The organism is Rhizobium sp. BK529 (assembly GCF_014194105.1).
Taxonomy (GTDB): Bacteria; Pseudomonadota; Alphaproteobacteria; order Rhizobiales; family Rhizobiaceae; genus Rhizobium.
The window spans coordinates 513,816-525,894 of record NZ_JACIAU010000004.1 but is presented as its reverse complement, the minus strand read 5'-3'; the positions used below and the strand labels follow the sequence as shown (position 1 = coordinate 525,894).

9 protein-coding genes are annotated in these 12,079 nt (G+C 59.7%); 5 read left to right on the top strand and 4 right to left on the bottom strand.

The annotated features are described in order from the left end of the window. Window positions 1-351 precede the first annotated feature (351 nt). The 4 genes from FHX08_RS25270 (at window position 352) to FHX08_RS25255 (ending at window position 5,845) form a co-directional block, all read left to right on the top strand. A complete protein-coding gene (locus FHX08_RS25270; protein WP_132656274.1) occupies window positions 352-1,299 on the top strand; it encodes an ornithine cyclodeaminase family protein in 948 nt (315 codons plus the stop codon). 5 nt (window positions 1,300-1,304) lie between these two features. Next, window positions 1,305-3,761: an ATP-dependent helicase HrpB gene (gene hrpB / locus FHX08_RS25265; RefSeq protein WP_132656272.1), complete on the top strand. Its 2,457-nt coding sequence runs from the start codon at window positions 1,305-1,307 to the stop codon at window positions 3,759-3,761. 127 nt (window positions 3,762-3,888) lie between these two features. Further along, a complete protein-coding gene (locus FHX08_RS25260) occupies window positions 3,889-5,199 on the top strand; it encodes an ActS/PrrB/RegB family redox-sensitive histidine kinase (RefSeq protein ID WP_207896884.1) in 1,311 nt (436 codons plus the stop codon). Window positions 5,200-5,266: 67 nt separating this feature from the next. After that, window positions 5,267-5,845 (top strand): ActR/PrrA/RegA family redox response regulator transcription factor, encoded by a 579-nt coding sequence (locus FHX08_RS25255; RefSeq protein ID WP_132656313.1) that lies wholly within the window; start codon window positions 5,267-5,269, stop codon window positions 5,843-5,845. Here FHX08_RS25255 and FHX08_RS25250 read toward each other — a convergent pair whose 3' ends face one another. Continuing rightward, complete coding sequence (locus tag FHX08_RS25250) at window positions 5,846-6,340, bottom strand: MmcB family DNA repair protein (protein ID WP_132656268.1); 495 nt, start codon at window positions 6,338-6,340, stop codon at window positions 5,846-5,848. It lies immediately after the preceding gene. A 181-nt stretch (window positions 6,341-6,521) separates the two neighbouring features. Here FHX08_RS25250 and FHX08_RS25245 point away from each other — a divergent pair, with 181 nt between their 5' ends. After that, window positions 6,522-7,202 carry a L,D-transpeptidase gene (locus FHX08_RS25245; RefSeq protein WP_132656266.1) on the top strand — a complete coding sequence of 227 codons (681 nt, stop codon included), beginning with the start codon at window positions 6,522-6,524 and terminating at the stop codon, window positions 7,200-7,202. Between the two features lie 79 nt (window positions 7,203-7,281). Here FHX08_RS25245 and FHX08_RS25240 read toward each other — a convergent pair whose 3' ends face one another. The 3 genes from FHX08_RS25240 to FHX08_RS25230 all read right to left on the bottom strand — a co-directional run bounded on the left by FHX08_RS25240 (window position 7,282) and on the right by FHX08_RS25230 (window position 11,950). Continuing rightward, window positions 7,282-9,453, bottom strand: coding sequence for a malate synthase G (locus tag FHX08_RS25240; RefSeq protein ID WP_132656264.1), 2,172 nt, complete (start codon window positions 9,451-9,453; stop codon window positions 7,282-7,284). Window positions 9,454-9,541: 88 nt separating this feature from the next. Continuing rightward, window positions 9,542-10,954, bottom strand: coding sequence for a cytochrome P450 (locus tag FHX08_RS25235; RefSeq protein WP_184327740.1), 1,413 nt, complete (start codon window positions 10,952-10,954; stop codon window positions 9,542-9,544). Between the two features lie 48 nt (window positions 10,955-11,002). Beyond that, window positions 11,003-11,950 (bottom strand): DUF1402 family protein, encoded by a 948-nt coding sequence (locus FHX08_RS25230; RefSeq protein WP_184327739.1) that lies wholly within the window; start codon window positions 11,948-11,950, stop codon window positions 11,003-11,005. Window positions 11,951-12,079: the final 129 nt, after the last annotated feature.

The following is a 12,079-nucleotide window of genomic DNA, read 5'->3' as shown; positions in this document are numbered from 1 at the left end:
TTGATTTCTTCAGAACGAGGAACTTCGTCGCCAGCAGCGCCGCCGCCCTCGTCAGTGAGTGGGCTTATAAGCCTACACCCGCAAAACAGTCAACACCACTCATCCAACTTTTTTGACATTTTTGTAACAGGTTGATTTTGCTGACAGTTTTACATGCTCCCGCTATTGGCGAGAGTCTGCCTGCCAAAATCACCCCGTTTCAGATCGGTTTTTCCGATCCCGGTCGATCAATGTCGTTTTCGGGTGCAGCCGTTATATGGGCATGCGCCTGCCCGATTTCCAGACCGCTTGCCTCGACCGATCCAATCGGTAGTTTGACAGGCACGTATCCATGCTTTTGCGGAGTTCAGAATGCTTGTCCTCGATGAAGACCAGACGCGGGCCGCCCTACCGTGGGCACAGCTTATCGATGCGATCGAAGCAATGTTCCGAAGCGATTGCGTCATGCCTGTGCGCCATCATCATGACATGGAGGTTCCGGGGGAAGAGAATGCCACGCTGTTGCTGATGCCGGCCTGGCTTCCCGGGCAGTATACGGGCATCAAGACCGTTTCGGTTTTTCCGGGCAACGTTCGCCGCGGCCTACCGGCGATCTTTGGAAGCTATCTGCTTTCGTCGGCGGCGACGGGACAGGTGTTGGCTCTCATCGACGGTGGAGAATTGACGGCACGGCGCACTGCCGCCACTTCGGCATTGGCATCGCGCTATCTCTCCCGGCCGGACGCCGAAGAGATGCTGGTCTGCGGCACGGGCCGGCTTTCCCTGAACCTCATGCAGGCACACGGGACGGTCAGACCGATCCAGCGTTACCGTATATGGGGACGAAATCGCGAAGCGGCGGAACGGGCTGCTGAGGACGCGCAGGCTCTTGGCCTGCAGACCGAAGTAGTGAGCAATCTTGAAGCGGCAGTAAAGACCGCCGACATCGTCTCGTGCGCAACGCTTTCCAGCGAGCCGCTTGTGTACGGCGATTGGCTGAAGCCGGGTGCCCATCTCGACCTCGTTGGCGCTTTCAAGCCCAGCATGCGCGAGAGCGATGACACCGCGGTGCTTCGCTCTGCCGTCTATGTCGATACGCGGGCGGGTGCGCTCAGCGAAGGTGGCGATATCGTCCAGCCGTTGAAGAACGGAGTGCTGAAAGAGAGCGACCTACGAGGGGAGCTCGCCGAGCTGATATCGGGAGCCCGTACAGGACGGGAGGATGCCCAGGAGATCACGCTCTTCAAGTCTGTCGGTGCGGCACTCGAGGATCTTGCCGGTGCCATTCTCGCCTATGAAATGATGACAGGACGAAAGTGAAGACCATGCCTTCCTTGCCGGAGCTTCCGGTTTCGCATGTGCTGCCGGACATCAGTGCCGCGCTTGGCGACGTGAAGCGGGCCGTGCTTTCAGCGCCACCCGGCGCCGGCAAAACGACGCTCGTGCCGCTCCATCTGCTGGATCAGGCATGGCGCGGCGACGGGAAGATCGTCCTGCTCGAACCACGCCGGCTGGCAGCGCGCGCCGCGGCAAGCCGAATGGCCTCTCTGCTTGGTGAGCAAGTCGGCGAAACGGTCGGCTATCGTATGCGCCTCGATAACCGGATTTCCGCGAAAACGCGGATCGAGGTCGTCACCGAGGGCGTCTTTGCCCGGATGATTCTCGATGATCCGGAGCTACGGGGTGTCTCGACTGTTATATTTGACGAATTCCACGAGCGTTCGCTGGATGCTGATTTCGGCCTTGCTCTGGCGCTCGATGTTCAATCTGCGCTTCGCAAAGATCTGCGTATCCTTGTGATGTCGGCAACGCTCGATGTCGAGCGGGTCGCAGCCCTGCTTGATCATCCACCCATCATCGAAAGCACGGGGCGAAGCTTCCTGATCGATATCCGCTATCAGGACCGGCCGGGCGGCGAGCGGATCGAAGATGCAATGGTGCGGGCAATTGCCGATTCTCACGCCAGCGAATCAGGATCGATTCTCGCCTTCCTGCCCGGCCAGGCGGAAATCACCCGAACAGCCGAGCGGCTGGAGGGGCGATTCGGCGCAGGAACGCTGATTGCGCCGCTCTATGGCAATCTCAGCCAAAAAGATCAGGACGCGGCGATCCGCCCTGCAGCAGCTGGCACCCGCAAGATCGTGCTCGCGACCTCGATTGCAGAAACCTCTATCACCATCGACGGTGTTCGGATCGTCATCGACAGCGGACTGCAGCGACTGCCGGTCTTCGAGGCATCGACAGGCATCACGCGACTTGAGACCGTGCGCGTGTCGCGCGCTTCAGCCGACCAGCGCGCGGGCCGTGCAGGGCGAACCGAGCCGGGCATCGCCATTCGCCTGTGGCACCAAGGCCAGACGGCCGCACTCCCGGCCTTCACGCCGCCGCAGATCCTTGCGAGCGATCTTTCGGGTCTCGTGCTCGATCTCGCCCATTGGGGCGTTCAGGATACGAAATCCCTCGCTTTCGTCGACCAGCCACCGGAGACGACGATCAGGGAAGCCCGGGCTTTGCTTGGACAGCTTGGTGCACTTGACAGGGACGGCGCGTTAACAGCACGCGGCAAGGTGATGCGCGATCTCGCATTGCCGCCGCGGCTGGCAGCCATGGTGGTTTCGGCTGGCGAATCCGGGCATGCCAAGGATGCGGCACTGATAGCCGTGCTGCTGACCGAGCAGGGGCTCGGCGGCACCAGCATCGATCTCGAAGATCGACTCCGGCGCTTCAAAGGCGAGAGAGGCGAAAGGGCCGAGGCATCGAGGCGGCTGGCAGGGCGGCTGGCGGAGGGACTCAACAAGACCTCGAGTGACGAGCCCGCTCTCGCTGGACGACTCCTGCTGCATGCGTTCCCAGATCGGATCGCCATTCAGCGCGGCGGCCGCGGACGCTATGTCATGGCGAACGGCCGGGGCACCGAGCTTGCGGAAACCGAACGATTGGCAGGCAGCCAGATGCTTGTGATTGCCGATCTGACGGGTCGGGCGGCCCAGGGCAGGATATTGGCCGCAGCAGAGGTTTCGAGAGCCGATATCGAGGCCGAATTGCCGGGCGAGATCCGCACGGACGACCAGACCTTTTTCGACCGTCAAAGCCGACAGGTGCGGGCGCGCCGTGCCACGAGATTAGGCGCCATCATTTTCGACGAGGCGCCACTTCCCCGCCCGTCGGGCGAGGCGGCGGTGCGGGCGCTTGCAGAGGGATTGCGTGAGCTGGGGCTTAGTGAGCTTCCCTTTTCCAAGGAAGCCCTGCAGCTTCGGGAGCGGATCGGCTTCCTGCACCGGTCGATCGGCGAACCGTGGCCTGACATGAGCGACGAGGCATTGCTCGATCGGATGGACGACTGGTTCGTTCCGTTCCAGACGGATGCACGCGGGCTTTCGGATATTTCCGCCTCGGGCCTCTCCAACGGCCTGATGGCGCTTGTGCCGCATGATCTGCAGCGGGATATTGCGCGGCTGGCGCCGACGCATTTCGAGGCGCCGACCGGGCAGCGCCATCCGATCCGGTATGACGGTGAGGAGCCGATGCTGACGATCCGCGTGCAGGAACTCTTCGGGCTCAAACAGCATCCGGCTGTCGCCGGCGGACGGCTCCCCTTGCTGCTGGAGCTTACTTCGCCGGCTCACAGGCCGATCCAGACGACGCGTGACCTGCCGGGTTTCTGGACGGGTTCCTGGAAAGACGTGCGGGCGGATATGAGGGGACGCTATCCCAAGCACCCATGGCCGGAAAAACCAGAGGATGCCCCGCCGACGACACGCGCAAAGCCCCGTGGTACATAATCTGTCTGCCAGCTGCATTGTGCTCTCCGAAATCGGAACCGCTTTTCGATAGCATTGTGCTTGGTTCAAAGAGTTAGAGCGTGCTGGTGCATCCGAATGGATGCACGATGCTCTAAAGGAGCATGCCGTGGTCGAGAAAACCGAGATCCAGACACAAGAAGACAGGCTCAGCAGCCGACGGCTGCGTTTGCAGACCTTGGTGCGATTGCGGTGGCTCGCAGTCACCGGCCAGGCAGTGACCGTCTTCATTGTTGCCTTCCTGTTGAAATTCCGCCTGCCGCTGGTCGCAAGCTGCTCGCTGATTGCAGCGCTCGCCTGGGTCAACTTCTATCTGACGATCCGCTATCCGCCGACGCACCGGCTGGAGCCACCCGCTGCTTTCGCGCTGTTGGGTTTCGATCTCCTGCAGCTTTGCGCGCTGCTCTTCATTACCGGCGGCCTTGCCAATCCGTTTGCGGCATTGGTCTGTGTGCCCGTCATCATTTCCTTCGCATCGCAGCCGATCCGCTACAGCACGGCGTTGATTGGCTTTGCGATGGTCTGCATTACCGTGCTTGCTTTCTCACCTTTCCCGCTCCCCTGGTTCGATGGGATGGAAATCAATGTGCACAATGTCATGCAGTTCGGCGTCTGGTGTTCGATCGCTTCGACCATGGCCTTTGCCGCCTTCTATGCCTACCGGGTTTCGATGGAAGCGAGCCAGCTTGCCGATGCGCTCGCGGCGACAGAGTTGGTGTTGCAGCGGGAAAAGCACCTCTCCCAACTCGACGGGCTTGCAGCTGCCGCGGCCCATGAGCTTGGCACGCCGCTTGCGACGATCAGCGTCGTCGCCAAGGAGATGGAGCGCGAGCTCAAGGATGACGACCGGTTTCGTGAAGATGTGCAGCTTCTGCGCAGCCAGAGCGAGCGTTGCCGCGATATCCTCCGCCGGCTGACGACACTCTCCTCCGAAGGCGAAGCGCATATGCGGCGCCTGCCCCTCTCCTCCATGATGGAAGAGATCGTGGCGCCGCACCGCGAATTCGGCATCAAGCTGGAGCTCATCGAAAAGAGCCCGCGAAAAGGTGAGCCGATAACCGACCGCAATGCCGGCATCATGTATGGGCTCGGCAATCTGATCGAAAATGCCGTCGACTACGCGCGGGAGAAGGTGACCGTCACTGTCGAGCACGATCACGAAAAGGTGCTCATCATCATCGAGGACGACGGCAACGGCTATGCGCCCGATATCCTGACGCGGATCGGCGAGCCCTATGTCACCAAACGGCAGAAGGAAGATACAGCCGGAGGCCTGGGACTGGGGCTTTTCATCGCCAAAACGCTGCTGGAGCGCTCCGGCGCATCGCTCGTTTTCGAGAATCGCGACCCGGAAAGTGCCGGTGCCCGCATTCGAATCGAATGGCCTCGCGTATTGATCGACGCAAATTCGACAAAATGACTTTGTCGGCATAAACAGGATATAGCGGTTGACGCATTTCGGACGTTCGACCGCCGGGACCGAAGCGATGACAGACCAGAACCACGAGATTTCCGCCGCTTCCAATGAGGAGCATATCGGGCCGGACCCGAGCCTGCTGATCGTCGATGACGACGGTCCCTTCCTGCGCCGTCTGGCTCGGGCAATGGAAGCACGCGGCTTTCACGTGGAAACGGCCGAATCGGTTGCGGAAGGCGTGGCGAAATCCCGAGGGCGGCCCCCGAAATATGCTGTGGTCGATTTGAGACTCGGCGACGGCAACGGTCTCGACGTCATCGAAGCTATCCGCCAACGGCGCGACGACACGCGAATCATCGTGCTGACGGGCTACGGAAATATCGCCACGGCGGTAACTGCTGTGAAGCTCGGGGCTGTGGATTACCTCGCAAAGCCGGCTGACGCCGACGATGTGTTTGCCGCGCTCACGCAGCGGCCGGGGGAGAAGGCCGAGTTACCGGAGAACCCCATGTCGGCGGATCGAGTCCGCTGGGAACATATCCAGCGCGTCTATGAAATGTGTGACCGCAACGTGTCGGAGACAGCACGCCGGCTCAACATGCACCGCCGGACGTTGCAGCGCATCCTCGCCAAGCGCGCTCCGAAATAACTAGACGTCATCCACATTGAACGGCTTGCCGTTTGCCCATTCGGCCATCATCAGCCGCTGTGCGGCAGCGCGCGAGAAGCTGAGTGTAACGGCTTTGCGGGTGGCAGGCGGCAGGCGATGTTCGGGTGCTTCACGCAGCATATGCGCACCGTAACCATCTGAAAGAAAAAGACCGCACTCTTCCGGGAAGATATCGAGAGGCACATCCTTGTGTGTCGCAAAGAATAGCCTGTCGCAATGCAGTCGGTAATCCGGCCATTTGCGATCGACCCTGAAATCCTCGATGGAGGTCTTGATCTCGATGATCCAGACCTCTCCCTTTTCCGAAAGCGTGATCAGATCGGCGCGCCGGCCGCTCGCCAGCGGCAGTTCCGGCAACACTGCATGGCGCATATCGTGGAGCAGGATCTGCATGCCACGGCGTACCATCATGGCCCTGTCCGATTGCCGGCCATCGATTAACGGATTGTTATTATAAACGCTCAAAATCGTCATGGATAACCATCAAGTGGGGTTGGCCGTTGTTGCAAAAAAGCCATGCGCTTTTAATTTGCGGCGCAGATGGATTTTGTCGCACAGCAGCAGCCTTGCAAAGGCAAAGTTAATCGAAAATAAACCATAAATAACGATGGTCGAAAGACTGTCCTTCCTGCCCCAAAACCTTCACGAGTCATCCATGCGCATCCGCAATGCATTCCCTGTATTTGGCCTGCTGGCGACCCTGGCCCTGGCCGGCTGTTCCACGACGTCCGAAACCGCATCCAACGACAAGGGCGCAGGTCCGACCGTTCAGACGGCACAAATTTTCAATGACGCCTACGGCGTAACGTCGGATGCCGGATACTCCTTGCCGGCAATTCCGATCGATCGAGTCAAGCCGGAATTCCGCCGCCAGATCGTCAGCTATCAAAGCGACGAGCGGCCCGGCACGATCATCGTCAACACGCGCGAGCGTCACCTCTATTATATCCTACCTGGCGGCAAGGCCGTCCGTTACGGCATCGGCGTCGGCAAGCAAGGCTTCGCATGGTCCGGCACGGCCTATGTCGCCTGGAAGCAGGAATGGCCGAACTGGCATCCGCCGAAGGAAATGGCCGTTCGTCGTCCTGAAATCGCCAAGTATGTCGAAGACGGCATGGGTCCAGGCCTTACCAATCCGCTCGGCGCACGCGCCATGTATCTCTTCAATGAGCAGGGCCAGGACACGCTTTTCCGCCTGCACGGCACTCCCGAATGGGCCTCGATCGGCACCGCTGCTTCGTCGGGCTGCATCCGCCTGATGAACCAGGACGTGATCGATCTCTACAGCCGCGTCCGTCCGGGCAAGACCACTTCCAAGGTCATCGTTATCCAGTAAGCTAAAGACTGAATTCGGTATAAAGAGGCCGCCGGGGGTTTTCGATCCGGCGGCCTTTTTGTATTTCGCTTCGTCTGGCTCAGGCGGTCTGCTTGGCCTTGAGCTCGATGCGGCGGCGATGCAGGACCGGCTCGGTATAGCCGTTCGGTTGCTCCCTGCCCTTCAGAACGAGATCGAGCGCTGCCTGGAAGGCAATCGAATCGTCGAAATGTCCGGCCATCTGCACGTAGGCCGAATCGCCGGCATTCTGCTGGTCGACAACGGCCGCCATACGCTTCATCGTTTCGATGATCTGCTCCTTGGTGACGACCTTGTGGTGCAGCCAGTTCGCCATATGCTGGGCAGAAATGCGCAGCGTTGCGCGGTCTTCCATAAGCCCAACATTGTTGATGTCGGGCACTTTCGAGCAGCCGATGCCCTGATCGACCCAGCGTACGACATAGCCGAGGATGCCCTGTGCATTGTTGTCGAGCTCGCGCTGGATTTCTTCCGGCGTCCAGTTCGGCCGCACGGCCACTGGCACAGAAAGGATATCCGATAGCTTGGCGCGAGCACGATCCTTCAGACCGTCCTGCACCCTGGCGACGTTGATCTGGTGATAGTGTGTGGCGTGCAGGGTGGCGGCCGTCGGCGACGGCACCCAGGCGGTATTGGCGCCAGCCTTCGGATGGGCGATCTTCTGCTCCAGCATGGCGGCCATCAGATCCGGCATGGCCCACATGCCCTTTCCGATCTGCGCATGGCCGGAGAGGCCGCATTCGAGCCCAATATCGACGTTCCAGTTTTCGTAGGCTCCGATCCAGGCAGCCTGCCTCATGTCGCCCTTGCGGATCATTGGACCGGCTTCCATCGAGGTATGGATTTCATCGCCGGTGCGATCCAGGAAGCCGGTATTGATGAAGACCACGCGTTCGCGGGCAGCGCGGATGCACTCCTTGAGATTGACCGTCGTGCGCCGCTCTTCGTCCATGATGCCCATCTTCATGGTGTTGCGCGGCATGCCCAACGCATCTTCGACGCGCGAGAAGATTTCGACGGCAAAGGCAACCTCTTCAGGGCCGTGCATCTTTGGTTTGACGACATACATGGAGCCGGCGCGCGAATTCTTGCGGCGTCCGGTCGGACCAACATCATAGAGCGCGATCAGGCCGGTGATGACAGCATCCATGATGCCTTCGGGAACTTCATTTCCAGCGCGATCGACGACCGCCGGATTGGTCATGAGGTGGCCGACATTGCGCACCAGCATCAGCGAACGGCGATGCAGTTCGAAAGTCCCGCCGCCCGGCGCCGTATAGGCGATATCCGGGTTGAGCTTGCGGATGAAGGTCGAGCCGCCCTTCGTCACTTCCTCCTGCAGGTCACCCTTCATTAGGCCGAGCCAATTGCGATAGACGACGACCTTGTCCTCGGCATCAACGGCGGCAACGGAATCCTCGCAGTCCATGATCGTGGTGATCGCCGATTCCAGCCAGACATCGGAGATATGCGCCGGATCGGTCTTGCCGATCGGCGTCGCGGCGTCGAGCACGATTTCGATATGGATGCCGTTATTCTTCAGGAGGATGTGCGTCGGGACGTTCGCATCGCCACGATAGCCGGCAAAATGTCCGGCATCTTTCAGCTCCAGAGCTTTACCATCGACGGCAGCGATCGCCAGAGCGCCGTTCCTGACGGCGAAGGAGCCGACATTCTTCCAGGAGCTGCCGTTAAGGGGAGCGGCGGAATCGAGAAAATTGCGAACCCAGGCAATGACCTTCTCGCCGCGCTTGGGATTATAGCCCTTGCCCTTTTCGGCGCCATCCGTTTCCGGAATGGCATCCGTGCCGTAGAGAGCATCATAGAGCGAGCCCCAGCGGGCGTTGGCGGCATTCAGCGCATAACGCGCGTTCATGACGGGAACGACGAGCTGCGGGCCGGCGATAGAGGCGATCTCGGCATCGACATTAGCAATCGAGACCTTGAAATCCGGCCCCTCCGGCAAGAGATAGCCGATGTCCTTGAGGAAGGATTGATAGGCGTCCATGTCCGTCGGTGCGCCGTTTTGACGATACCAATCGTCGACCTTCGCCTGCAGTTGGTCGCGCTTCAAAAGCAACGCGCGATTCTTCGGAGCCAGATCATGCACGATCGCTGCGAAATCGGCGAAGAACTTGTCTGCATCGATGGCGAGGCCCGGCAATGCTTCCTTCACGAGGAAATCATGTAGGACGGCTTCGATGAAGAGACCATTCTTTTCAATGCGGCTCATGCGGTGTCTCCCTTGCAGTGGCAGCTTTTTCATGCTGCCACTTTGCCCGGCTTTCACTCACAGTCAATTCAGCAACAATTCGAAAGATTTATGCAGGCTTGGAAACAGTTCGGCGCGTCACGCGCATCGGAAGGCCATTCTGCGGCTGCGTCGTCAGCTTCTGTACCGGCCACGGATTCGTCTGGTCGGTGGAATCGAAGCGATAGCGATGCATCAGAACGGCCAGCGCGATGACCGCTTCCTGAAGCGCGAAAGTGGCGCCAATGCAAACGCGCGGGCCGGCGCCGAAGGGCAGGAACTGGAAACGGCCAATGGCGGCACGATTTTCTGGCAGGAAACGTTCCGGCATATAAGCGCGCGGCCGATCCCAGTGGAGTTCGTGGCGATGCAAGGTCCAAGGCATGATGAGCACAGTAACGCCAGCTTCAATCTCCACCCGCTCACCCTTGGGGCTTGTCCAGGAATCGTCTGATATGGCGGCGCGATTGATCGAAGGAGCCGGCGGATAGAGGCGCAGCGCTTCTTCGAAGGCGGCATGGGTCTGCGGCATCAGATCCGGCCATTCGACCGGTTCGGCACCTGAGGCCAGAACCCTGTCGATTTCCTCCTCCATCGCTGCGCGGATATGCGGACTGTTGGATACGCAATAGAGGGTCCAGGCGAGCGCGCGGGCGGTCGTCTCATGGCCGGCACCAATGAAGGTCAGGATATTGTCTTCGATCTCTTCCTTGGTGAGGCCATCAGGACCGGCCTGCTCCAGAAGAAGGGTAAGAAAATCATTCGGCGCGGCGCTTCGATCGGCCTTCATCTTGGCAAGCCGCAGATCCATCGTATTGCGCACGATGGCGCGGAATTTGTCCAGCACCTTCTGGCCGCCGATGCGTGTCACACGTGGAACCCATGATGGCGCACGCAGCAAATCCATCGGATCGACGCGGCCCATGCGATGCAGGAGTTCATTCACGTCATCGGCGAAATGACCGCTTGACGTGACGATCTCGCCTGAGAACAGCGTGTCGGCAAGGATTGCGAAAGTCAGTTCGGTCATGTCGGTGCTGATATCAAAAATCGCGCCGGCCTCGCCGACAACGGCATATTTATGCGCGTAATCTTCCGACTGACGCAGCATCTGGCCGGCGAAACCCTTGGCGTGGCGAGGCGTGAAGACGGGAGCGACCGCTTTGCGTGATCGTTTCCAGACAGCGCCTTCAGCCGTCAGGAGACCGTCGCGCAGGATCGGGCGCAGCACGAGCTGGCGTATCTCCGACATGCAGTAATTATTGGCATTATCGACCAGTACATGCTTGATCAGGCCGGGGTCGTTGACGATCAATGTTCTCTGGCCGAAGAAACTGGTGCGGATCCAGGGCAGCGTATAGGAAGGCTCGCCCCAGAGCTCCAGTGGGTTGCGGAGGATCGTTCTGATGATTTCGAGCCGCGACGGCGGCACGGTACGCGGCAAAGGTGCAGGCGGAACGAAGGGATCCGGACGCATGTCCATCAGCATAGCCTTTCCCGGAAAGGTCTCGTCTTCCCGGCAGGCGTGAAATTAGAGCAGGCCCTTGAGCTGGTCCAGCTTGTCGTTGATCATCCAGCCGTAATAATTCTCTTCCGGCCAGACCGTCGTGCCAGACGCACGGTTCTTGGCGGCAAGGGCGGCGGCGCGTTGGCGAGAATTGCCGACATTATAGAGCGTCGCGGTGATGCCCGGGTTGTCCGAAATATCCATGCCAGCGATCTCCTTGTAGTCGTCGATCGATCGGCGGATCGAGGCAGCAACGAAGGCGAGCGAAATATCGGGGTTCATGATCGCCTTGTAGACGGAGCCGGCATTCTTCTCGTTGAGCTTCGGATAGCCGGAAACGCGAGATACCAGATCGGACAACATGAGCGCCGTCAGCGGATTGACCTGTCCGAGACCGAAAGTCTGGCCGGCATAAAAGGGTTGGAAGAAGACGGCGCTGAAACGATTGTTCGGGAAGCTCTTGCCACCAACAGTCTTGCCGCGGAAATCGCTTTCCCAAACATCTTCTCGGCAGGTCCAGAGTGTATAGGAATCGGCCTTGCCGTTACAGGCGGCAAATTGCGGCCGGTCGACGAAATCATCGACGCTCTCGCCGTCATAAGCGAAACGGAAGCTCTCGCCGGCGTAGGAGGCGGCCTTCACGTAATAGGCCTGAAGCCGGTCATAGGCATCGACATTATAGGTGTGCTCGCCGACGATCGCGCCGATGACGTGGATCGGGTTGATGCCGTAGGCATTCGAAACCTTCTTGATCTTGCCGAGGAGCTCATGGTCGGTCGACAGGAGGTCATAAACCTTCTCATATTTTACATCGAACGTCGTCTTGGTGCCCTTGGTGCGGCGGACCGAAGCGCCCGGGATATCCGGCTGTTCGGCATTACGGTTGCCGGGCGGGACGACCTGCGCCGCAAAGGCAGGGACCGATCCCGCAATAGTCATGGCAATCACAAGGCTTGTCAAAAGGCGTCGCACGATCTGCTTTCCCGTCTTTCCCTGTCGTTTTCGGGTAGCGGCTGACTGGACCAGAATGTTGTCCGAATAAAGCCGGCACAAAAACAAAGCGGGCCTTTCACTAAAAAGTAAAAGGCCCGCTGTCGAGAG